The sequence below is a fragment of the Vibrio clamense genome, from assembly GCF_050337905.1.
Classification (GTDB): Bacteria; Pseudomonadota; Gammaproteobacteria; order Enterobacterales; family Vibrionaceae; genus Vibrio; species Vibrio cortegadensis.
Genome location: NZ_JAKJTJ010000035.1, coordinates 1 through 23,871 on the forward strand (window position 1 = coordinate 1; position 23,871 = coordinate 23,871).

The window sequence follows — 23,871 nt, forward strand, 5'->3', positions numbered from 1 at the left end:
AAGTGTCACCGAAATTTACACCGTCAGTGCCACCGATGGGACCGAGCATGTGGTCACCATCACCATTAACGGCGCGGAAGATCCGTCCGACATCACTGTGGGTGAAGGCGACAGCGATGAAGGCAGCGTCACCGAAGACGTGGACGTGACACTGGCGGAGACCTTAGTCAGCGAAGGCAGCTTGACCATCAACGATGTGGACGCCAGTGACAATCCGGAGTTCAACCCGAATGGGGTGTTCACACCGGCAGGCTCCACCAATGCCGCAGCGCTCGGCAGCTTAGTGATTGACGCCGATGGTGACTGGACCTACACCGTCGACAACAACGCGGTGCAGTATCTGGACGAAGGCGAAAGTGTCACCGAAATTTACACCGTCAGTGCCACCGATGGGACCGAGCATGTGGTCACCATCACCATTAATGGCGCGGAAGATCCCTCAGAGATCACTGTGGGTCAAGGGGACAGCGATGAAGGCAGCGTCACCGAAGACGTGGACGTGACATTAGCGGAGACCTTGGTCAGTGAAGGCAGCTTGACCATCACTGACGTGGACGCCAGTGACAATCCGGAGTTCAACCCGAACGGGGTGTTCACACCGACAGGCTCGACCAATGCGGCGGCGCTCGGCAGCTTAGTGATTGACGCCGATGGCGACTGGACCTACACCGTCGACAACAACGCAGTGCAGTATCTGGACGAGGGCGAAAGTGTCACCGAAATTTACACCGTCAGTGCCACCGATGGGACCGAGCATGTGGTCACCATCACCATTAACGGCGCGGAAGATCCGTCCGACATCACCGTCGGCGAAGGGGACAGCGATGAAGGCAGCGTGACCGAAGACGTGGACGTGACACTGGCGGAGACCTTGGTCAGCGAAGGCAGTTTGACCATCACTGATGTGGACGCCAATGACAATCCGGAGTTCAACCCGAACGGAGTGTTCACACCGACAGGCTCGACCAATGCGGCGGCGCTCGGCAGCTTAGTGATTGATGCCGATGGCGACTGGACCTACACCGTGGACAACAACGCGGTGCAGTATCTGGACGAGGGCGAAACCGTCACCGAAATTTTTACAGTGAGTTCGACTGATGGCGTTACCCATCAAATCAGCGTTGTTATTCATGGTGATCCGGATAACCCTCAAGCCGATAGTTTTGAAATCGATCTTGGAGATGTAGTGGTTACTCCGATAGTGTTCAATTCAGATAACGTTGCATATGATTACATTTCCGATGTTGAGGACGATTACAACTCCGTGCCACTGCATATCTTAGTTAACTCACTTCCTGAATCTGGCACTTTGCTCTATACCGATCCACATGGCGTAACACGTGAAATAACCTCTGCGGATGTTTCAAGCGAAACTCAATTCGAACAGGATAGCATCAGTTATGTTCCAGGAGAGGGCGAGCTGTTCACCATAGGTATTCGAGAAGACCCAACCGAAGATACCCCAATGTCTGATGATGGATTCTACAATTGGGGCGAAAAAGTTAGCGATACAGAGCGACTTGTCACTCTCGACAATGGTAAAGAAGTTCGAATTTCCATCACTGATAACAACGATAAGCCATTGAAACAATATACAGGTGACAAACCTCATGTTGGGTATGGTATTGGGGATAATGAAGGCAGCGGTATGAATATGCAGGAGGCTCTGCATATTGATTTAAGTGATAACCCACTCGATGTTGTTACTCTCGGGCTCGATGGGATGGGAGGAGAGTTTAATTCTAATAGCAGTGTGAAAATTGTGGCTACTTACACGCTTGAAAATGGTGACATTCATACTGAAGAGTACCAAAAAGATGTGGGAGATACGGGTAATAGCCAAATCTTATATGAATTCAGTTATTCATCACCAGATAACCCGATTGTGGACATTTCATTAAGTTCAACGGGTGGGAACTGGGAGCTGAGATACTTAGAAGGTGCGCAAGAGATTACAGAGAATGTGACTTTCGATTACCAAGCTATAGACTCAAATGGGGATAAAAGTACCCAAGAAACGGTGACGATCAATGTTTTGGAAACCGATGGTTATAACGTTGTAACAGCGGCAGATAATGAACCTCTAAATGCTGAGTTGGGTAATGATCTATTAATCGGTGATGATGGTGAAAATATCTTTACTTGGTTGGATAGCACCTTAGATAGCGGTACTGATGTCGTCAAAGACTTTACCGTTGGACAAGATTTGATTGACTTAAACGACTTGCTTGATGATCCGAATGACTCAGATGATGTGATGACGTTACTCAATAGTATTGATGTCACCGTTGGAAGTGATGATGTCACGCTTAGCGTACCATCAGAGGGAGGAGGGTTTGAACAAAGCATTGTTATCGAAAATATCACGACTGATTTAGCAAGCTTAGAGAGCCTAGATATTTTAAGCCAGATAATCAAAAACGATGCGGCATAGCTAATTGCCTGAACAAAAGCCTCTTATCATGAAAGGTAAGAGGCTTTTGAGCTTTGCTAACTATTCATTTGGCTATTAGGCCATTAGGTTTACCTCTCAAACGCAAGGTAAAAAAAAGCCCAAACCAAGATGGGTTGGGCGGATACAAATATAGGAGTTATTTAGAAAAAGCAGTGGTTTCGTAGCCAACAAGATAGAAGTAGTTAGACGGCCTGTTTAACTTCTCAATGCATCTCTTGGTTACAATTAATCAGACTGCCAACTTACCCATCAGTTCAATTTATTTGTCATTATTTTGAATCTTTTTATTTCTTATCTATTCAAGGCGTTATCTTCCTCTGGTCCGACCAATAGTAAAAAATGTGATGTTAATTGCTTGTTAAATAAATGTGCTAAGAGTATATTTCAAACAGTTGTTTAATACGAGTGATTAAAATGGCCTCGAAAAGTAGTACTAAAGATAAAATTTTAGATGTCGCAGAAGGGCTATTTGCTGAGCATGGTTTTAACGACACATCTCTTAGAAGCATCACGAGCAAAGCAAACGTGAATCTAGCATCAGTCAATTATCACTTTGGGGATAAGAAAACCTTAGTAAGAGCGGTACTGAACCGATATTTAGAAGCATTCATGCCATCTGTAGAGAAGGCGCTGATCGAGTTGAATGCTAACGATTTGAACGATAAAGATTCATATAGCATGGAAGAGGTGTTCGAGTCATTACGGGCCCCATTGTTGGCTTTAGATGGTGTTAGACCTAACGGGACGAGCCTATTTATGTCATTAATTGGACGTGGTTACACCGATGTCCAAGGGCATTTAAGATGGTTTATTACAACTCGCTATAGTGAAGTGCTTTCACTTTTTACACGCTCTGTGATGACTGCTAATCCTAGCTTAACACCTGCGACCTTATTTTGGCGCTTGCATTTTACACTAGGAACTTGCGTGTTCACCATGGCGTCGAGTAAAGCACTATCAGAAATTGCCTATAACGATTTTGGACAAGCGGTTGATGCCACTGCGGTTATTGACCAGATAATACCCTACTTATCAGCAGGCGTTGCTGCCGACTGATTGCAATACCAAAGCCTTGTGCATAACAAAGCTATAGATATAACAAAGCTATAGATATAACAAAGCTATATCTAACAAAGATACTAATAAAAATACCCACCAATATATGGAACAAAAGGATCTGAACTATGAGCTCTCTAAGACAAAAATGGGTTAGTGACCCTGCTTTTAAATTTTTTAAAAAAGTATTGCCACCCCTTTCTAATACAGAGAAAGAGGCGATGGAAGCAGGAAGTGTTTGGTGGGATGGAGAATTGTTTTCAGGTAAACCGGATTTCAAAAAGCTGCACCATTATCCAAAACCAACACTATCATCTGAAGAGCAGTCATTTATTGATAACGAGCTAGAAACATTACTCGCCATGTTAGACGATCAAAAGATAGTGAAAGAAGATCGTGATTTGCCAGCAGAAGTCTGGGAATTCTTACGTAAAGAACGTTTCTTTTCGCTGATTATTGCGAAAGAGTACGGCGGTAGAAACTTCTCTTCACTGGCTAACTCTACGATTGTAACCAAGATTGCGACCCGCAGTATCAGTACAGCGGTTACCGTTATGGTGCCAAACTCTTTGGGACCAGGCGAACTATTATCACATTACGGGACTCAAGAGCAGAAAGATTACTGGCTACCTCGTCTAGCGGATGGCACGGAAATCCCTTGTTTTGCATTGACTGGTCCTGAAGCCGGCTCGGATGCCGGTGGGATCCCAGATCAGGGTACAGTGTGTTACGGCACCCATGAAGGCAAAGAAGTACTGGGTATTAAATTAAGTTGGAACAAGAGATATATCACCCTTGCACCTGTCGCAACCGTTGTTGGTTTAGCCTTTAAACTGAACGATCCAGAACACCTATTGGGTGATAAAGATGAACTAGGCATTACTTGTGCGCTTATTCCAGCCGATCACGAAGGTGTCGTGGTTGGTGAACGTCATGATCCACTTGGGCTCGCATTCATGAATGGTCCAACTCGTGGAGAAGATGTCTTCATTCCAATGGACTGGCTAATTGGTGGATCTGATTATGCGGGTAAAGGTTGGAGAATGTTAGTGGAATGCCTATCTGCTGGTCGTGGTATTTCACTTCCTGCGCTAGGTTCTGCTATGGGGCATCTAACGGCTCGAACAACTGGGGCGTATGCTTATGTTCGTAAGCAATTTGGTATGTCGATTGGTAAATTTGAAGGCGTAGCGGAAAGCCTCGGCCGAATTGGTGGGCTTACATACCTACTCGAAGCAAGTCGTACGTTAACAACCACATCTCTAGATCTAAAAGAGAAGCCGGGAATTGTGACTGCAATCGCTAAATATCACATGACAGAAATTGCGCGTACTATCCTAAATGACTCGATGGACATTCACTCGGGACGTGCGATTCAAGATGGCCCGATGAACTACTTGGTTGCGCCATATCTTGGCATTCCAGTGGCAATCACTGTTGAAGGCGCGAATATTCTTACTCGTAACTTGATGATATTCGGTCAAGGTGCCACTCGCTGCCACCCATATGTACTGAAAGAGATGGAAGCGGCTGCGAATCCAGATGAGAAAGAAGGGGCAAAACAGTTTGATTCATTGCTATTCAAACATATTGGCCATGCAACGAAGAACACATTGGGTGCATTTGGTGCAGCCCTAACAGGTTCACGTTTCATTAAAGCTGACATGAGCGGGCCTACCAAAGTGTACTACCAAGATATGACGCGTATGAGCCGAGCATTAGCAGTAAGTGCTGACTTTGCAATGCTGACATTAGGTGGTGATCTAAAACGTAAAGAGATGATTTCAGCGCGTTTAGGTGATGGTCTTAGCTACCTATATATGGCATCTGCTGTGCTTAAGAAATATGAAGATGAAGGACGCCAACAAGCGGATCTGGATTATGTTCATTATGGCATTCAGTACTGTTTACATAATGCTGCGAAATCATTGCAAGAAGCTTATACCAACTTCCCAAGTAAAGCGGTTGGTCGAATTTTGAAAACACTGATTTTCCCAGTAGGTAACCATTTCGAAAAACCAAGCGATACGCTTACGGTAAGACTAGCGGAAAGTGTGATGACGCCTGGTGCGCATCGTGATCGCTTAACTCACCTGTGTTATATCGGTAACGATGAGAATGATAGCGTAGGTCTGATGGAAGAAGCTTTTATCGCAATGTACGACATCAAAGGGTTAGAGCGTAAATTATACCGCGCAGCGAAAGAGGGAAAAATTGCGAGGAAAGGTCTATTGAACGATAGGTTGGAACAAGCCCTTCAAGCGAATGTGTTAACCCAAGAGGAAGTCGAGCAAATTATTGCGGCTGATAAGCTAAGATACAAGGCGATTCAAGTTGACCACTTTAGCCATGATTTCAGCGAAACGCTAACCAATAACACCTCTAAGCCAAAACTGAATAGTGTTGCTTAGCAGTTGGTGGGTTAGAGCAATTAGAAACATAGTTGATAGCTATAGCTAAATGAAAATGCCAGTCAGAGTGAAATCTGTCTGGCATTTTTTGCTATGAATGAAGAAGCGTTAATGAAGAAGATGCGCTATTGCGGGTCGCTTACTTCGACTTCATACGATGAGAATTTTCGAACATTAATCACGCCAGTATCAAAAATTAAATATTGACCTTTGATGCCTTTCAAAATACCAGTGACCTCTGGGTTTTTATCAAAATTGTGTGATGTTATTTTGACGGGATGCTCATCAACCGGGTAATCAATAGCAGTGGTCGTTTCATTGAGAAGTTGTACGGCATCATCCCCGTATTTCTGTTTAATCTCAGCAATGGTTGGCTCAACTAACGGTAGTAAATGAGCGAACTTCTCTTCCAGTGGCATAGGTTCGCCATCACCCTTAAGAAGCGTCCGCCAATTCGTTTTATCCGAAATATGTTTTGCTAATTCTATTTCGATCAGCCCTGAAATATGGCGAGTTTTCACTTTAAAGATCGGCAAGCCTTGTGTCGCACCTTGATCAATCCAACGGGTAGGTATTTGTGTGTGACGAGTGATCCCGACCTTTAAGCTAGAAGTATTAGAAAGGTAAACATAATGGTCTACCATGCAGTTTTCTTCGCCCCATTGCGGTTCACGACAAGTGCCTGCTTCATAGTGACAAGTTTCGGGCTTCATTATGCACATATCGCAGCTGGCAAGTTTTCTCATACAGACGAAGCAGTGGCCTTGCGAGTAGCTTTTTTTCGTCTTCTTCCCGCAGGCACTACAGAAAATATTCCCAGTATGGACCAAGGTTAGAGACTTACCGATGAATGGATTTAGGTCAACTAACTCCTCACCGACTGGCAAGCGGTATTGAACTTTTCCATCCAATGATGCACGCATTTTACTCAGCGTACCTTTAGCTAATAAAGACATGACATTACTCTTAAGATTATTCTTATTTTAGACGAGTAGTGTAGCAAAAAAGAGAGTGAAAAAGATCGAGGTTAAACAGTGGAAGAGCTGGAAATGGAAAAAAGGTGACGCGAACGCCACCAAAAGGGAAACCTGCAAACTTAATAGGAGCTTGCAGAGTAGTGCTCAGGGAAATCGCATTCTGAAGAGCAGCTGCTTACCAGAAAATCCACGCAAAGATGGTAAGTACAAAAATACAGACGATATTTAGCACCATACCCACTCGCATCATTTCACGCTGTTTGATATGACCAGAGGCAAAAACGATCGCATTCGGTGGCGTTGCGACTGGCAGCATAAAGGCACAAGAAGCCGCAACAGCGATAAGAGCAGATAAGATCACAGGTGAAATACCTAAAGCTTCAGCAATGGTTGCAAATACTGGAACGAGTAGTGCTGCGCTTGCCGTGTTGCTGGCAAATTCAGTGAGAAAGACAACAAAGCCAACCACAGTCAAAATAGTTAATAGCATTCCTGCTTGCTCAAGGAAGCCGCTTAGGGAGTGCGCAAGGAAGACACTGGTGCCTGTTGCTTTAAGGATATTACTTAAGCAAATACCACCACCGAATAGGATAAGAACCCCCCAATCCGTTGTCTTCTCGACATCTTTCCATTCAACTGCTTTTGATGCGCCAAGAAGAACAATAGCGCCAATCGCAACAAGCGTATCGAATTTAGAGAAACCACCTAGCATGGCATTAATCGGCTTGCTGAATATCCACATGCTAACGGTTAAAAGGAAAATCGCTAACGTGATTTTTTTGCCGTTTGTCCACTCCACAGGTTTATGATCTAATTCGAACTTATGGTTAAGATCGGGTTTGATCATGATGTACAGAACAAACATAGTGATTGGAAGAAGAATTAGGGAAATAGGTAACCCTAGTGCCATCCACTCCGTAAAGTTAAGGCCAACTTCTGCGGCTGCGATAGCATTGGGGGGGCTACCGACCAGTGTGGCAATACCACCAATTGAAGCGCAATAGGCAACCCCAAGAAGTACGAATACATAAGTGTTGTGGTTTTTGTTTTTATCCAGTTTGCTCATAACCCCAAGAACTAAAGGCAGCATCATTGCAGCCGTTGCGGTGTTAGAGATCCACATTGATAAACCAGCACTCACACCAAATAGCATAAAGACCGCGACAGACATTTTACCTTTGGCGATAATGAGAACTTTGTCAGCAATGGCTTTATCGAGTTCCTGCTTGTGTAGTGCAGCAGCAAGAGCGAACCCACCAAGAAAAAGGAAGATGATAGAGTTAGAGAAATTATTAAGCGCGGTTTGGGTATTAAACACCCCTAGTAAGACTGCCAACATTGGAACCAGTAGGGCTGTGATACTGACATGCACCGCTTCCGTTAACCAAAGCACTGCCACAAAAGTAAGAATACTTAAGCCAGTCACAACGTTCTCATCAAAAGGTAAAACATTCAGTAAAGTAAAAAATAGTAGAGTGTTTCCGACAAGAATCATGCTGTTTCGAGTAAAAAACCAGTTCCGTAAGGTTACTGCGAGTGCTGTCATAAGTGCTCCTTTTACTTAACTTCAGGTAATTATTGTTATTTGAAGCTAAGTTCTGCTTAGTAAAGTATCTGACTTGAGTTAATTGTTTTAATTTGTACTCTTTTGTTGTCTTGATGTTACTTAACTGGATGAAAAGCTGCTGAGGAGTTTTGAACGTGCTAGATGAAAATGTGACGAAGAAAATTAAAAATGGGTAAGAAATTACCCATTTGATATGGTTGTTGAAGCAGAAGAGGCTGGGTTAGGTAAGATTGGCTCTTTTGGACCAAGGAATTTAGGCTGCGTATTGATGATGTAGAGATCTAAAAAAGCTTTAGTTCGGGCAAAAATTTCACGAAAACGAATGGAGAACCCGGAGTGGTGGGTTGGGCCAGAAACGGCTAGACACTGCGCGTTGATGTCATAAGAATGAGCTATGAATAGCGCTCTTTCACAGTGGAATTTTTGCGTAATAATCAAAAAATCATCGGTATCGAAAATTTCTTTTGCGCGGACAATCGAATCTAAAGTTCGAAACCCTGCATAGTCCAAGTGAATGTCCTCTTCTGAAACGTTCGCTTTGAGGAGATCTCGTTTCATTGTCCAAGGTTCATTATAAGAGCGATGTGCGTTGTCGCCACTCAGTAGAAAGTGGTCTACTTTATCATCTTGGTAGAGCTCGATTGCGGCTTCAATCCTGTGAGCGTAATACTCGTTTAGAGTGCGACCTAAATACTTACTTGTACCGAGTACCACGGCAACCTCAAAGTAATCGACCTGTTCAGATGATTGAATAATTCTATCTTCAGCTTGCCAAGAGACCCATCGGTCGATAGAAAACACAACAGTAGCGAGAAGAATCAACGATATAGAAATACATAGCAAGATGTATCGAATCAATGCTCGATGTCGGCGAAGGAAGTGTAATGAAGAAAGTAACAATGGCTTCACTAAAACTAATAATTCCAAATCGGTAAAATGAGAATGTTGATAATATAAAAAAAGCCCTTATGTCACAATCATAAGGGCTTTTTAAATTAGAGTGTCATTCAGTAAAAATTAGAATGCAGTACGTTTGTAACGACGGTAAACAGGCTGCCAAAACTGCTGATCAATCGCCAGTTGTAACGCTTCATCGGTGATTTCTAGAGCAACGCCTTCTTCAATGGCTTTCTTAGCAACAGCAAAAGCAATTTTCTTCGACACAAGGTGGATCTCTTCCAGTGGTGGAAGCAATGCTCCAGTACCATTGATTGCAAGTGGAGAACATGTCGCGAGAGCTCGGCTCGATTCCATCAACATCGCATCTGTTACGCGTGATGCGTTGACAGCAAGTACGCCTAAACCAATGCCAGGGAAAATATAACTGTTGTTGCACTGAGCGATAGGGAAGCGTTGTCCGTTGTGCATGACAGGATCGAATGGGCTACCAGTCGCCACAAGAGCTTGGCCATCAGTCCAACGCAAAATATCATTCGGTGTTGCTTCTACTCGGCTCGTTGGATTCGAAAGAGGGAATACAATCGGACGCTCACAATGTTTGTGCATCTCTTGGATAACATCTTTGCTAAACAGACCTGGAGCACCAGATACGCCGATCAATACCGTTGGCTTAGCATTTTTCATCACATCAAGAAGTGAGTAATCTGTGCCTTCGCTTTCCCAATCTTTGGTGTTTGCACTGTTTTGAACCAAGCGCTGTTGGAAATCAAGCAGATTAGGCATACCTTCTTGCAGTAGGCCCCAGCGATCCACCATGTAAACTTGAGATCGTGCTTGTGCATCATCAATACCTTCAGACACCATCTGCGCAATGATCGCTTCAGCAATACCACAACCAGCGGAACCGGCACCTAAGAAGGTTATACGTTGATCGGAAAGCTTACTACCCGCCGCTTTACAAGCTGAGATTAAAGAGCCAACAGTGACGGCGGCAGTACCTTGAATGTCATCATTGAAACAGCAGATGCGATCTTTGTATCGCTCAAGTAGTGGCATTGCGTTCTTCTGAGCGAAATCTTCGAATTGAATTAACGCATCAGGCCAACGGCGTTGAACCGCTTGAATGAACTCTTCTACAAACGCATCGTAATCTGCACCAGTAATACGAGGATGACGCCAACCCATATACATAGGATCTGCAAGACGTTGTGGATTATTGGTACCTACGTCTAGCACGATTGGAAGTGTGTATGCTGGGCTTATCCCACCACATGCCGTATATAATGCTAATTTACCGATTGGGATACCCATTCCCCCGATTCCTTGGTCGCCCAAACCTAGAATTCGTTCCCCATCCGTGACAACAATGATTTTTACGTTGTGGTTAGCCGCATTATTCAGCAAATCATCAATTTTATCGCGGTTAGGATAAGAGATGAAAAGGCCACGACCACGACGATAAATGTTAGAGAAATTTTCACATGCCGCACCAACCGTTGGCGTGTAAATGATTGGCATCATCTCTGAAACGTGATTTTGGACTAAACGATAAAATAGAGTCTCGTTTGTATCTTGGATATTACGCAGATAAATGTGCTTATCCATATCATTTTCAAAATTACAGTATTGTTGGTAAGCACGGCCAACTTGTTCTTGGATTGTTTCAGTCGTCTCTGGAAGTAAACCATTTAGGTTAAAAGAGCTACGTTCAGATGCTGAAAATGCGCTTCCTTTGTTTAGTAATGGCGTACTTAGAAGTGCTGAACCAGCATATGAAATATAGAGCGGGCGTTTATCGTTGTTCATTTTGTGCCTATGTAGGGTTTGGGGGATCTTAAAAATGATAACGGTTAAGTTATTCAGTTGTAAATAGCATAGGCTAAGGTTTGGGAAAACAAACACTCGCTTATGTCTTTGGAGTATAATAACGCAAATCTCCATATTATTTACTAATAACATGCATTCACTTCCAATAGGCGCGCTATTTTCTGAATTTGAAGCCACTATCGCAAAATATAATCTTGTTGTAGAAGCAGAAACGGGATCGGGTAAGTCAACCAAACTTCCAATATGGGCATCGAAACACGGCCGAGTATTAGTGATTGAACCTCGTCGAATCGCCTGTACTTCACTCGCGGAATATACAGCCAGTCAGCGGCTAGAACGGGTAGGGCAATCTATTGGTTACGCCATTAAACTAGACGTTCAATTTAGCGAAGATAGTGATATTGTTTTTGTTACCCCTGGAGTCGCACTGCGCTGGTTTTCTGAAAACAAACTAGCGGATTTTGATATTGTCATGATCGATGAATTTCATGAGCGGCGCTGGGACACCGATCTTCTGGTGGCGTTATTGAAGGAGGCGAATCGCCATCGGCTTATTGTCACTTCTGCGACATTAGAGGGGCATCGACTGGCCGAATATGTGAATGCCACTCGGCTCCAATCCCAAGGTCGCCTGTTTGATGTGGACTATATCTATCGTACGAGTGAGAGCCAGCAACTTCCCGATATTCGAATGCTTGAGAATCGAATTGTCGATGAAGTTAAAAAACAGCTGATAACCAGTCCGGGTGATATTTTGGTCTTCTTACCTGGAAGAAAAGAGATCACACAATGTGCTCAGATGCTACAAAGTATTGCTGGCTGTGTTGTTGTGAAGTTGCATGCCTCCGTTTCAGATAAAGAGCGTAAATTAGCCTTGAACGCTCAACCATTGCAGGTTCATGATTCAGAAAATAGTGGTGACTCTGAAAGCTCAGATGTTCATCTAAAGAAAGTGGTGCTGGCAACCAACGTGGCTGAAACATCGTTAACCATCCCGAATATTTCAACCGTGATTGATTCTGGGCTTGAGCGGCGGACTATTCAGAGAAATGGACGCACCACTCTAAGTTTAAAGTCGATTTCAAAGGCGAGCTCTAAGCAGCGGGCAGGTCGAGCCGGGCGGGTAATGGATGGGCTGTGTATTCGATTGTATGGAGAGCATGCCGCCTTAGAAAGTATGACGCCACCAGAATTACAGCGAGAAGAGTTAGTTGAGCCTATGCTTGCGGCTGCGAGTTGTGGATATTCGTTAGATCAGTTGTCATTCTTAGACGATCTGCCACCTAAATCCATGGTCTCTGCGACGGAAAAATTGCGACTTATGCAAGCCATTGACTCAGAGGGTAAGATTACGCCGCATGGGACAATTTTGTCGCCACTTCCAATCGATGTTTTGTATGCAGACCTCGTCACTAGAATGCCATCAAGAGCATTAAAAGAAGTGATGGTTGATCTGGCAGCCGCATTATCGGTTCCTGCGGCGATTTATCAAATCAAACCTCATCAGGATGATGACCAGCCGATTGAGAAACAGGAACCTCATCATTGCGATGGTGAAATACTGATTAACCTAGTCAGAGGGAGAACCTTTGATTCGATTCAGGTTGAACAAGAAGCGCTAAAAGAGGCAAAGGGACTGTCTAAGCAAATGAGAGAGGCGTTTGAATTGCCACAGCTTGACGTTGCTTCGCGATATGACCGTCATCTATTTCTAACTAGCATTGCTCAATTACATCCGGAGTTGGTTTTCGTTCGAAGAGAAAAACGTCGCCAAGCTTTAGCAAATGGAGAGATGGAAGTAGCGGTAGGAAGGCATAGTCGATTTTCTGACAAAGCAGAGGCCGCCATTGTGATGGATACCCATAGCATTCCAGGGCGGGGCGTTAAGCAAACATTAAATTTAGCAACCGTTATGCTACCAGTTCCGCTTAGCTTGTTAATTGAGCTTGAATTGGGGGATTGGGTTCAGGGTGAAACAACGGTGGTAAAAAGTGGCGAACAAAGCTCAGGAAAAAATCAAATTCTAACGGAGATGGAATTGCGATACGCAGGACGCCTATTGACGACTCGGCAAGTGATGCCAGAAGGAGAACTGCTTTTAAAGCCAATTGTTGATGCGGTAAATCGAAATGAGTGGCTCATCGGGCTCGCTGACGAACGGCGAATGGAGATCAACCTATGGAAATTATACGTAGAGCTAGGACTTGATGCACAGCACTCGACCCATGGCGAGATCAATTTTGAACAGTGGTTTATTGACCAACTCACTGAACTTGAGATTCAGGATGTTGAAGAGCTAAGTATTTTCGACAACAGTGACTTTACATTTGAAGGTATTCCTTACTGGGAGTTTGATGATTTTGCTCACCAATACCCTCAAAGTATCACTTTGGCTGATCTTCAGTTAACGGTTGAATATTATGTCTCGAAGAAGTTGATACACGTGATATATCAGCGTGGGTCTAGAAAGGGCGATCCAAAAAGGTGGGAGCTACCAACATGGAAAGGCTGGCGAATTCAATATAAAAAAGCGAGTCGAGTCGTCGATGTTCGGTAATAAATAGATGCAACTTATATGGAGAGTAAACATATGGCGAATTTGTATTTATTTATTCTGCATAATATTAATCAATTAAGCGCATATTTGAAATTAATGTGTGAATTATGTTAGAAGCTTGCGTTTCATATTTCCTTTTGAATGGTTGAGAGGGTATAAAAGACCGTTCTTTTATATCCTATTGCTATATAGGGGGAATTGGTTGATATTAACCACAACATATCGTGTTGCGTTTATGTCGGGGGACATTATGGATAAACAGGAAGATGCGAGCGTACTATTTGACTACACATCGTTTCTTGGTGCTTCGTGCAGTAAAAAATGGACGTTTTTAGAGGCAATGAGCTCGTTTGCTCCGATATTTGGAATTGTTTGGCGTGACAACATTAAAGAGCTAACCAAGCCAGAAGATCGTTTATGGGAAATGGCACTGAAGTCCATGTCCTCACGTAAAAGCGATGAGTCGAATATTGTCACTTTGGCGAAACTTGCCAAACTTGAAGGGATTGAAGAGCTGAAAGTCGTAATGCCTTACCCATTAGAGAAAGAGCAAATTAAGCATATTGAAGATCGCGGCCAACTGGTTATCAATAACACGTCGCCAGATGAGTTTTACATCACTCTTTAGTTTGTGGCTGGTGACTAAGTTGAATCGCTGAACATGAGTTAATGCCACATAGACAAAGTTCATTGGTGCTAATTCGGTAAACGTAGAAATGTGAAAATTGAACATTAAAAAAGAGCCAAATGATGGCTCTTTTTTTGTTTTTACCAGAATCGCTTAGATTGGACTAATCAATAAGATTGTACTCTTTGCTTAAGATATCAATGATCTCTTGCTTCGGATTATCGCTTAACTCTATTTTTTGCCCCGTTACTTTTTCCGCAATATCGATATAAGTGCGAGATACCGACATTAATGCATCAAGTGGAAGCGCATTATCACGAGCAAGTGCTTCTCTTTCAGGCATCCTGTTTTTATTAAGAAGGATGTCAGGATCTGGGAAGTGATTGAGTAAAAACTGACGGAAACCCTCTTTAGAGTTCTCAACAATTTTTCCGTGTTGATACTCGTTGCTGTCCCAAATTCTAGAAGAGTCAGGAGTACCGACTTCATCCATATAAATCAGTTTTTCAATGCCTTGCGCATCATTCACATAACCAAACTCAAACTTGGTATCGACAAATGTTTGCCCCACTTGAGCTAAAGCGTTACTTATTACTCCGAAGCCCTCTTTCAATAATTTTTCATACTGAGCGATGTCTTCAATCTTACTGAAATTAAAGTCGGCAAAGTTATCTTCAAGGTTCTTACGTGTAATATTCACATCATCAGCTTCTGGAACGCCAGGAATGCCTTTAAGAATCCCCTTAGTTGATGGCGTGATAAGCAAGTTTGGTAGGGCTTTATCTTTTTCAAGGCCATCTGCCATTTCAATACCGCAAAACTCTCGTTCACCGTTGACATAGGCGCGCCACATCGAACCGGTTATATATTGGCGACAAATAGCTTCAATCATAACTGGGCGGGCTTTTTGGACAATCCAGACAAATGGATGAGGGATATCCAAAATGTGGCTATCCGTTAAGCCATGATCTTTAAATAACTTAAACCAGTGATTAGAAATAGCGTTCAAAGCGGCACCTTTCCCTGGAACACCTTTCAAATCATTCTCGCCATGCCATATGCAATCAAATGCAGAAATACGATCACTGATCACCATAATCGCAAGTGGAGCGTCCGGTGAGACGTTGTATCCTTTTTCTTTGATTAATCGTTGGCTGTCTTCTTCAGTCAACCAATAAACAGAGCGTACTTTTCCACTATGAACAGGTTTATTGGTACGAATTGGGAGGTCATCATTTACGGCAAGAACTTGGTCAGCGAAGCTCATTAGACATTCCTATCTTTTATTAAACATCACACGGAGAAAATACCTAGTAGGCGTCATTTCAAGTTGGCATCGTTTCTAGTAGGCATCGTTATTGGATGCATCATACCAGAAAATTAATTTCCATCCAGCAAAAAGCAAACGTTTGCTAAGTGTTGGTGGAAGTAAAAAAAACCTCCGATAAAGGAGGCGAAATAATTTAGTCAAACAGGGCAGTGTTCATGAGGTAAACCAAAATTATTAGTGCAATACTTGAGATGAATGTTCAGTAAAAAACACTTCGCATTGGTGCTTCTTAGCCAAAAGGTTGAGTTGACGTTGACCAAATTCATCAATATTACTGCTAACGACAACAGCACTCGCATTACCTGATTGAATCGCTTTGATTGCGATTTCAAACTCAGACTGGTAGCTAGAAGCCTTCATATGAATCACTTTGCTACTGCAAGTGTTAAATCGTGTGAGTTGCTTCATGGAAGGGCGCGGACATTGAGCCGTGAAAAGTATCCATTGATTTTGATGCGAGAGCTCAGAGATACGCTTCCAAAACTGTGTCGCTTGAGTTGGCACAAAGTTGATAGAGGTAATATGAGCGTGATGATCAAAAGTGTCAAAGTTAAACGTTAATGGCGTCATCGCTTTTTGAGTCATTGCTTGTTGAGTCAAAGTTTTTTGAGCTAAAGCTTTCTGAATCATAAATACTGGAGTCATGGTACTGTCCTTCTATACATGCTGTATGTCTATACAGTAGTTATTTTGAGGGAGAAGATCAAGTATTAATTGATGGATTTATAGACTCCGATCACAAGCTAAATTTCGACATTAATTATTATTTGTTGATTTTTAAGGGTTTATTTATTTCACACTTTGAGTGTATCGAGAGGTGTTAACGCGAGATGTAGTTAATAACGTAAATAGGAGGGAGTTTATCCAGTGTAAGTAATGACTTATACAGTAGTTTTTTCAGTCGTTATTATAGATAGAGGGAGCTGGCGCATAAAGCGTTTGCCTAGATTAAGAGTGATTAAAAATTTATGCTGGGGGATCAAAAAAGCGCCTCGTATGCGGCGCTTTCTATCCATTTTCTGTTTTGAGCAACGATCAGTTATCTATGCTTTAAGATGCTTTTTGAAGCTGTGCGAGCATCTGCTGTTCTGCAATATTGAATTGGCGTACATCCAGTGTTGCCATTGCATTACAGTCTTTACATGAGTGATGGTGTTTCCCATCAATATAATCATGTTTCGCGAGTAGAGCTGGCTGTTTACACCAATCACAAACGCCTTCAATTTTGAACATTATCTTCTCCCCACCTTTTTGTTTTCAGGTGTCATTTTCGGCGTGCATTATGACATACATAGTACAATGAAGTTAACCGTTTGTTACGTATTTTTGAGAGGGAGATCGATTGCTAAGCCAATATTTATAGGAGATAGAGAAAGCTGGACATGATAATTCTGATTATTTGTTACTTTTTTGCAACATTGTGAAGAATTGTTTTAAGAGCGCCATTTAAGCGTTTCATCTCTTCTTCACTGCCTTTCATATCTGGATGGTAAATTCTTGATAGTTGTTTAAAGCGTAATTTGATTTTTTTCTCATCGGGTATGTTTGATGGGGTAAAGCCAAATATAGCGCAAGAAATATTCAGTTTTTGATTTTTAGAAGAGTTCTGATGCTTTTTGAATTCACGAAATACCGTCTCTAGTTGGCGCTTAAGCTGCTTTATCGTAAAGGTTTTAGCTTTTAGTTCTTCCTGAAGCTTCAGTTGTTGCTCCATCAATTCATTGGTTTGATCATGACGATTGCGTTTCACTGCCATGATCAATACTAGACTGAGAATGGCGATAATTAGCCAAGGGGCATATATGAAAATGCTGGAGTCACCACTAAAAATATTAAGTTGGTTCATGAACGTTTTAAATGACCAACTATCAGAATTTTCAGGTAGGTCCTGTTCATCTTGAGGAATATCCAGAGTGATGGGGTCAATTTGAGCGTCAAGTTGGTCAATAGAAGAGAGTTGCTTGGCTCTTTGAGTATTGAATTGCCTCTCTAATACTCGATAATAGCCATCCTCCGCTTGAGTGTTTAACTTAGCATCGGAAAGGGTGTCTGCCGCAATTTGGTACCAGATTTCAGCCATATCTAGTTCACTAATATCAACGTTAGTACGTTCAAATAGGCTCGCTAATTTCAAAGGCGCTTTGCTATCCCCCTCAAGGGCAAGTTGTGTGTACCAGCGAAGCGCATGTTCAAGGTTTATCGTGGTGCCTTCTCCGAGTTCATAGGCTTGAGCTAATTTGTACTGCGCGGCTTTATGGCCACTTTTTGCGGCTTGCTGATACCAATGAAATGCTGTGTCGATGTTTTTTTCGGTGTCGACGCCTAAAGCGTAAGATTGAGCGAGGTTATACTGAGCCTGAGGATCGTTTTGATTCGCTTTGGCTGTCAGAAGGGCGATATTATCAGTGCTGGAATACGCTAAATTGCAAGTTAGGCTTACGAAGAGAAAAGCAAAAATGAGCAAATAACGTTTCATTAAATAAGGCTTCTTATAGTCAGGGTAAGTAATCACGCACGATTCAGCTAAAGTATGAACTGAATCGCATGCGGTATCTTAACATTTTATCGCGAGTGCCGTTACTTAAGTCTCTTGAGTTCTTGTGCCCCATTAATCGGACGATTGACAGAGACTTTACGGCCTTTCTTTAATCCAACTTCATAATCAGCGGTTAAATTTTTCATCGCTTCTCTTAATTGCTGCTTGAAGGTTTCGCGATCGATATTTTCAAACTCTTTATCAATGTAATTATTGATCTTATTCGCAGACTCTTCATCAGGCGTAATAATAGGAAGTTTCTCTAGTGCACCTTCAACCCAACCAGAAACAAAGGAATTCACTCGACGAGTCACTTCAAGGTTACTTGTGCCTGAACCAGAAAAACTGTTTCGGAACTGACCAGTATGCTCATTCAATTCACGATAAACGATATCAAAAGCAAAGGCTGCAAAAATAGCGCGGTCAGCTTCACCAATAAATTCAACGCGTTTCAGACCTTTATGATTAAGTAATACGGCTTCGACACCGAATCTAGTATTGATACCGCGGATCACACGTAAAATAGTCGAACTGACATTAGCAGGTAGAAGGTGACTGGACTGAGTTTTGCCCATTTTGATAAATTCAATATCATCCTTATCCAAGCCATATTTAACCATCAAGGCATGAGCCATTTTGATGGCATTAGCTGCTTCATTGACGTTGGCTGAATTTCCAAGCTCTAGGCATTTGGCAATTTTCTTTAGGGCTTTTTTCTTATCCATCTACTGCTTGTTAACATCCGCTTATTTTGAAGAGTCAGACATTTTACCTGTTTTTTAGATTTAACTCAAAACGGTAGAGAGAAAAAAGAATCTTAGCGGAGAGAATGATTGGATATCTTGGAAACATGTGAAATAAAAACGCCATCGAGGCTCGCTTCCAATGAAGTTCGTCGATGGCGTTGATTAGTGTCGTAGAGCGTGAGGGTTAAATACCTAGCTCATCGAGAAGATCGGCTGCTGCATCGTTGCCGCCTGATGCCGCTGCAGTATTATCCTGCTCTTCTTTCATTTTCTTTTGAGTCGACGCTAAAATTGAATCTGGGCACTGCTCTTTCTCAATTTCAAACTCTTCTAATTGAATGAATTCTGTTTTATCCATCGCCAACTCAAGGTAGAAAATGTTGTTTTTCTCAGTAGAGAAAGTAACACGACGCGCTTGCGGACGATCCAAATTGGTATCAACAGAAAGGTTTACCTGCTTATTCAGTGACAACATTTTTGGTTGGTTTTGAGTGATGTTGGTTTGTAATTCTTTACGGATCTTGTTGGTAAAGTCGCCAACTAATTGGTTGGTTAGCTCACCAAGAACGTCTCCAACCTCATCTGACGTGTGCAAAACCGCTAATTCATCTTCTGGCATGCCCATATTACGCATGTAGTTTGCGTAAAGCTCTAATGCTGCCTTTGATGTGAAGTTGATAACGACTAACCCAGAAAAGCCACCGTCAAATAGAACGAAACAGCCGAAATCAGGTTTCAGGCTCGTTTTGTTGATTTTCTGCACCATTGCAGAGTAAGACACTTTTGAATTGGTTGCAGATGTGAGTACACCAGACACTGACTGACAAAGTTTGAGAAGGATGTCTTCGGTTGTCACTACTTTATTTTTTTTCATTATTTATTCGCTCGTTAAATGCGTCAATTTATATGCTATATGTCGTCATTGTGACTTGTAAAAATAAAAACGGAAGTACTTGTTTCATTTTCGTCTTGAGATTCTGATTTGATCACCTTTTTAGATGGTGTAAAGTGACTAAATTCAAAGAATAAGATTATTTTAACCAAAACCCATAGCTGATTGGATCAGCGTAGTAGGGGCAGGAAGCGCAATGTTACCAAGACTTCATTTAAATACGGATGTTGATCCCGTTGTCGTCTGCTTTTTAGACGAACTTAAAACCGCTGGTTTCTTTGGCGATATTGAATCTCAATATTCTAGCCGTCTCGCGGTGGCGACAGACAACAGTGTTTACCAACAACTCCCTCAAGCCGTTGTTCACCCTCGAACCACTCAAGATGTCATTCTTATTGGTAAGATTAGCTCAAATCCAAAATATGACCGAGTCACCTTCTCGCCTCGTGGCGGCGGTACGGGTACTAATGGTCAATCTTTGACGCAAGGTGTTGTGGTGGATCTTTCTCGCCACATGAATCAAGTTATTGAGATAAATGATAAAGAAGGTTGGGTTCGAGTTCAGTCTGGGATCGTCAAAGATCAGCTTAATGATGCTGTTCGTCCTTTTGGTTATTTCTTCTCTCCAGATCTATCAACCAGTAACCGAGCGACACTTGGCGGAATGGTTAATACCGATGCCTCTGGTCAGGGGTCGCTGAAATACGGCAAAACATCAGACCATGTTCTTTCTCTTCAAGCCGTTTTTGCCGATGGGTCTTGTCTCGAATCTGACTTATCTTGTGGTTTGCCAAGTGAAGATGAACTGGCTTATCAAGCTCTTTCGGTCACAGAACAGGTGTGCCGAAACAAGCGAAGTCAAATTCTAGATAAATTCCCACCTCTGAATCGTTTCCTAACGGGTTATGATCTCAAAAATGCAATTGATGACGATACCAATGAGTTCGATTTAACGCGGGTGCTGTGCGGAGCGGAAGGCTCTTTAGCTTTCATCACTGAGGCTAAATTGAACCTGACGCCAATTCCTAAAGCTCGAACGTTAGTAAATGTGAAATACAACAGTTTTGATTCGGCGCTGCGTAATGCTCCCTTTATGGTAGAAGCGAATGCCTTGTCGGTTGAGACTATTGATTCGAAAGTATTGAACTTAGCCAAGCAAGATATTGTATGGCACACCGTGAGTGATCTGTTTACCGATGTTCCAGATAAAGAGATGCTGGGCGTTAATATGGTCGAATACGCAGGCCAAGATGAAGCTGAAGTTGAGTCCCAAATTAAAGCACTGACAGACCAACTTGACGTGATGCTAGAAACTGAAGATGCGGGCATTATTGGTTACCAGATTTGTAACGATTTATCTGAGATCGGGCGCATTTATAATATGCGTAAAAAAGCGGTTGGGTTGCTGGGGGCGGCGAAAGGTCGTGCTAAACCTGTCGCATTTGCAGAAGATACCTGTGTCCCACCTGAAAACTTAGCGGATTTTATCGCTGAGTTTCGTGAACTACTGGATGCGAAATCATTGAACTACGGTATGTTCGGGCATGTTGATGCGGGTGTACTTCATGTGCGTCCTGCACTGGACTTGTGCGATCCTCAACAAGAGCTACTGATGCACCAAATTTCGGATGAAGTGGTGAAGTTGGTGTCGAAGTATGGCGGTTTAATGTGGGGTGAACACGGTAAAGGTTTCCGCTCGGAGTATGGGCCAGAGTTTTTTGGACCTGAATTGTTCACAGAGTTGCGTCGTGTTAAAGCGGCGTTTGATCCTCTTAACAAAATGAACCCTGGGAAAATTTGTACTCCGCTAGACAGCGATGCTGAGCTAGTTAAAGTGACGGGCACAAAACGTGGTTTTTATGACCGCCAGATTAATGTCCAAGTCCGTGATAGCTTTAAACAAGCGATGGAGTGTAACGGTAACGGACTGTGTTTTAATTACGATACTAGCTCGCCAATGTGTCCATCAATGAAAGTCACGGCTGACAGGCGTCACTCTCCAAAAGGGCGTGCCGGACTCGTCAGGGAGTGGTTAAGGCAATTGACAGAACAGGGCGTAGATATTTTGGATTTGGAACAACAAGTTCTTGAGTCGACGCCAACGATAAAAACCATGGTTGATAAAGTGAGGCATAGTTTCAACAAACGTCATGAAGAGGATTTCTCGCATGAAGTTTATGAAGCGATGAATGGTTGTTTAGCGTGCAAAGCGTGTGCGAGTCAATGTCCGATCAAAGTCGATGTACCAAGTTTTCGTTCTCGTTTCCTGAATATCTATTACTCTCGTTACCAGCGTCCTGTAAAAGACTACTTGGTTGCGAATATTGAAACCATGCTGCCGCTTATGGCAAAAGCGCCTTTAGTGGTTAATACCGCTCTGTCGCAGCAATGGATCCAAAGCTTAACCGCCAAAACCGTTGGGTATGTAGACGCTCCGCTGCTGTCTGTTCCCACTTTAGAAAAGCGCTTAAGGAAGGCGAGTCTTCAAGAGTTTGACTTGCAAAGACTGGCTGGTCTTTCGAAACAAGATAGAGCCGATCATGTACTGATTGTGCAAGACCCATTTACTAGTTACTACGATGCACAAGTGGTAGAAGATTTTATCTTGCTGGTTGAACGTTTGGGTAAAGTGCCTGTGCTACTGCCTTTTAAACCCAATGGAAAAGCGCTACACATTAAAGGCTTTTTGAAAAAGTTTGCTCAAAGTGCGCAGTCGACATCGGCATTTTTGTCTCAAGTCGCTGATTTAGAAATCCCGCTGGTGGGCGTTGATCCTGCTCTTGTGCTCTGTTATCGAGATGAATATGTCGAGATCCTTGGCGATAAGCGAGGTGATTTTGATGTGTTAACCGTTCATGAGTGGCTATTACCCCGTTTGAATGAATTTGAGCTAGAGACTCAGGCTCGTTCGTCGGAATTGTCACCTTGGTATCTATTCTCACACTGTACTGAAAAAACAAAGCTACCGAACGCTGAAAAAGAGTGGGGCGCGATTTTCACTCATTTTGGTGGCGTGCTGAATACTGTGCCTGTTGGTTGCTGTGGCATGGCGGGTACGTTTGGCCATGAAGTGGATAAACTGCAGATGTCGAAAGATATTTATGGGCTCAGTTGGAAGCCAAGTTTAGCGGACTTACCGAAAGAGAGATGCTTAGTGACGGGATACTCATGCCGTAGCCAAGTGAAACGCTTTGAAGGGGTTAAGTTAGCGCATCCACTGCAAGCATTACTACAATTGGTTGACTAGGATAGCGCGGGTTAGAATATCAGTGACACCAGAGTGATCTTAACAACCTTGTTGGGCTTACTCTGGCACATGCGAAGTGGGTATATGCAAAACTGACACTCACAAAAATAGATTGTGGCTCGAGTGTGTAATGTCGAGTGCTGGAATCGATATGGATTGTCTGAATAATAACTAACAAGGAATGTTGAATGATGAAAGCTCTTGAATTAAAGATCCCGCCCGTTGCTGTTTTTATTGTTGTCGCTCTTCTTATGCATTTGGCTCATACGTTTGCAGCGGGGGCCCACATCGCCGTGCCATTCTCGTTGGCTATTTTATTCGTTTCAATCGCCATCAGTGGTGTGGTTGGTATTTCAGGTATTGTGGCGTTTCGCCAAGCTAAAACAACCGTGAACCCAGTTAAACCAGAAGAGGCATCTTCAGTGGTTGACAGTGGCATTTACCGATACACCCGAAACCCGATGTACTTAGGTTTGCTGGTGCTTCTGATTGGGCTTTCGATCTATTACCAAAACCTACTCAGCGTTGCGCTTAATATTGTCTTCGTCATGTATATGAATCGGTTTCAAATCGAGCCGGAAGAGGCGGTGCTAGAGAAGAAATTTGGGGAAGAGTACTTAGATTATAAGCAGAGTGTTAGGCGCTGGATATAATCGGCATTATTGGATTTGAAGCTATTGATAAAATCGATGAGTATTAAACGTTGGTTTTAAAGCTCATGGTTCTAAACAAACGGTTCTAA

At 42.9% G+C, this 23,871-nt stretch carries 17 protein-coding genes; 7 read left to right on the forward strand and 10 right to left on the reverse strand.

The genetic code is table 11. From position 1 onward, the window contains the following. The 3 genes from L4C39_RS18325 to L4C39_RS18335 form a co-directional block, all read left to right on the forward strand. Window positions 1-2,434 (forward strand): VCBS domain-containing protein (locus L4C39_RS18325; protein ID WP_429747341.1); only part of this gene is annotated, 2,434 nt, incomplete at its 5' end. A gap of 435 nt (window positions 2,435-2,869) precedes the next feature. Continuing rightward, window positions 2,870-3,511, forward strand: a complete 642-nt coding sequence (gene psrA / locus L4C39_RS18330; RefSeq protein WP_017052524.1) for a TetR family transcriptional repressor PsrA — start codon at window positions 2,870-2,872, stop codon at window positions 3,509-3,511. A gap of 128 nt (window positions 3,512-3,639) precedes the next feature. Continuing rightward, window positions 3,640-5,922, forward strand: coding sequence for an acyl-CoA dehydrogenase (locus L4C39_RS18335; RefSeq protein WP_429747343.1), 2,283 nt, complete (start codon window positions 3,640-3,642; stop codon window positions 5,920-5,922). 125 nt (window positions 5,923-6,047) lie between these two features. Here the strand turns inward: L4C39_RS18335 and L4C39_RS18340 are convergent, their stop codons facing one another. The 4 genes from L4C39_RS18340 to L4C39_RS18355 form a co-directional block, all read right to left on the reverse strand. After that, window positions 6,048-6,878, reverse strand: a complete 831-nt coding sequence (locus L4C39_RS18340) for a DUF2797 domain-containing protein (protein WP_429747345.1) — start codon at window positions 6,876-6,878, stop codon at window positions 6,048-6,050. Between the two features lie 196 nt (window positions 6,879-7,074). Then, window positions 7,075-8,445, reverse strand: a complete 1,371-nt coding sequence (locus L4C39_RS18345) for an SLC13 family permease (RefSeq protein WP_017052527.1) — start codon at window positions 8,443-8,445, stop codon at window positions 7,075-7,077. 201 nt (window positions 8,446-8,646) lie between these two features. Next, window positions 8,647-9,321 (reverse strand): SanA/YdcF family protein, encoded by a 675-nt coding sequence (locus tag L4C39_RS18350; protein ID WP_429747390.1) that lies wholly within the window; start codon window positions 9,319-9,321, stop codon window positions 8,647-8,649. Between the two features lie 162 nt (window positions 9,322-9,483). Then, window positions 9,484-11,172, reverse strand: coding sequence for an NAD-dependent malic enzyme (locus tag L4C39_RS18355; protein WP_429747348.1), 1,689 nt, complete (start codon window positions 11,170-11,172; stop codon window positions 9,484-9,486). A gap of 151 nt (window positions 11,173-11,323) precedes the next feature. Between L4C39_RS18355 and L4C39_RS18360 the strand changes: the two genes are divergently transcribed. Beyond that, on the forward strand, window positions 11,324-13,750 hold the full coding sequence (locus L4C39_RS18360; RefSeq protein WP_429747350.1) for a helicase-related protein: 2,427 nt from the start codon (window positions 11,324-11,326) through the stop codon (window positions 13,748-13,750). Window positions 13,751-14,000: 250 nt separating this feature from the next. Further along, a complete protein-coding gene (locus L4C39_RS18365) occupies window positions 14,001-14,378 on the forward strand; it encodes a hypothetical protein (protein ID WP_017052531.1) in 378 nt (125 codons plus the stop codon). Between the two features lie 163 nt (window positions 14,379-14,541). Here the strand turns inward: L4C39_RS18365 and L4C39_RS18370 are convergent, their stop codons facing one another. The 6 genes from L4C39_RS18370 to L4C39_RS18395 all read right to left on the reverse strand — a co-directional run bounded on the left by L4C39_RS18370 (window position 14,542) and on the right by L4C39_RS18395 (window position 19,864). Then, entirely contained in the window at window positions 14,542-15,645 is a 1,104-nt protein-coding gene (locus tag L4C39_RS18370) for a phosphoribosylaminoimidazolesuccinocarboxamide synthase (RefSeq protein WP_429747352.1), read from the reverse strand. Window positions 15,646-15,882: 237 nt separating this feature from the next. Next, a complete protein-coding gene (locus tag L4C39_RS18375) occupies window positions 15,883-16,353 on the reverse strand; it encodes a SulA-like leucine-rich domain-containing protein (RefSeq protein WP_429747354.1) in 471 nt (156 codons plus the stop codon). 405 nt (window positions 16,354-16,758) lie between these two features. After that, entirely contained in the window at window positions 16,759-16,941 is a 183-nt protein-coding gene (locus L4C39_RS18380; protein WP_017052534.1) for a hypothetical protein, read from the reverse strand. A 169-nt stretch (window positions 16,942-17,110) separates the two neighbouring features. Continuing rightward, entirely contained in the window at window positions 17,111-18,184 is a 1,074-nt protein-coding gene (locus L4C39_RS18385; RefSeq protein WP_171757268.1) for a J domain-containing protein, read from the reverse strand. A 101-nt stretch (window positions 18,185-18,285) separates the two neighbouring features. Next, complete coding sequence (locus L4C39_RS18390) at window positions 18,286-18,969, reverse strand: DUF2786 domain-containing protein (protein WP_017052536.1); 684 nt, start codon at window positions 18,967-18,969, stop codon at window positions 18,286-18,288. Window positions 18,970-19,174: 205 nt separating this feature from the next. Beyond that, a complete protein-coding gene (locus L4C39_RS18395) occupies window positions 19,175-19,864 on the reverse strand; it encodes a DUF3334 family protein (RefSeq protein ID WP_429747357.1) in 690 nt (229 codons plus the stop codon). Window positions 19,865-20,078: 214 nt separating this feature from the next. Here L4C39_RS18395 and ydiJ point away from each other — a divergent pair, with 214 nt between their 5' ends. Continuing rightward, window positions 20,079-23,129: a D-2-hydroxyglutarate dehydrogenase YdiJ gene (gene ydiJ / locus L4C39_RS18400; RefSeq protein WP_429747359.1), complete on the forward strand. Its 3,051-nt coding sequence runs from the start codon at window positions 20,079-20,081 to the stop codon at window positions 23,127-23,129. Window positions 23,130-23,320: 191 nt separating this feature from the next. Continuing rightward, window positions 23,321-23,782, forward strand: coding sequence for a methyltransferase family protein (locus L4C39_RS18405; protein WP_261889482.1), 462 nt, complete (start codon window positions 23,321-23,323; stop codon window positions 23,780-23,782). The last annotated feature ends 89 nt before the right edge of the window (window positions 23,783-23,871 follow it).

Excerpts from the sequence above, each read along its gene's own strand:
- L4C39_RS18395 (WP_429747357.1), bottom strand. The coding sequence starts at position 19,864 with ATGAAAAAAAATAAAGTAGTGACAACCGAAGACATCCTTCTCAAACTT.
- L4C39_RS18380 (WP_017052534.1), bottom strand. The coding sequence starts at position 16,941 with ATGTTCAAAATTGAAGGCGTTTGTGATTGGTGTAAACAGCCAGCTCTA.
- ydiJ (WP_429747359.1), top strand. The coding sequence starts at position 20,079 with ATGTTACCAAGACTTCATTTAAATACGGATGTTGATCCCGTTGTCGTC.
- L4C39_RS18390 (WP_017052536.1), bottom strand. The coding sequence starts at position 18,969 with ATGGATAAGAAAAAAGCCCTAAAGAAAATTGCCAAATGCCTAGAGCTT.
- L4C39_RS18355 (WP_429747348.1), bottom strand. The coding sequence starts at position 11,172 with ATGAACAACGATAAACGCCCGCTCTATATTTCATATGCTGGTTCAGCA.
- L4C39_RS18385 (WP_171757268.1), bottom strand. The coding sequence starts at position 18,184 with ATGAAACGTTATTTGCTCATTTTTGCTTTTCTCTTCGTAAGCCTAACT.
- L4C39_RS18345 (WP_017052527.1), bottom strand. The coding sequence starts at position 8,445 with ATGACAGCACTCGCAGTAACCTTACGGAACTGGTTTTTTACTCGAAAC.
- L4C39_RS18375 (WP_429747354.1), bottom strand. The coding sequence starts at position 16,353 with ATGACTCCAGTATTTATGATTCAGAAAGCTTTAGCTCAAAAAACTTTG.
- L4C39_RS18335 (WP_429747343.1), top strand. The coding sequence starts at position 3,640 with ATGAGCTCTCTAAGACAAAAATGGGTTAGTGACCCTGCTTTTAAATTT.
- psrA (WP_017052524.1), top strand. The coding sequence starts at position 2,870 with ATGGCCTCGAAAAGTAGTACTAAAGATAAAATTTTAGATGTCGCAGAA.
- L4C39_RS18340 (WP_429747345.1), bottom strand. The coding sequence starts at position 6,878 with ATGTCTTTATTAGCTAAAGGTACGCTGAGTAAAATGCGTGCATCATTG.
- L4C39_RS18405 (WP_261889482.1), top strand. The coding sequence starts at position 23,321 with ATGAAAGCTCTTGAATTAAAGATCCCGCCCGTTGCTGTTTTTATTGTT.
- L4C39_RS18360 (WP_429747350.1), top strand. The coding sequence starts at position 11,324 with ATGCATTCACTTCCAATAGGCGCGCTATTTTCTGAATTTGAAGCCACT.
- L4C39_RS18365 (WP_017052531.1), top strand. The coding sequence starts at position 14,001 with ATGGATAAACAGGAAGATGCGAGCGTACTATTTGACTACACATCGTTT.
- L4C39_RS18370 (WP_429747352.1), bottom strand. The coding sequence starts at position 15,645 with ATGAGCTTCGCTGACCAAGTTCTTGCCGTAAATGATGACCTCCCAATT.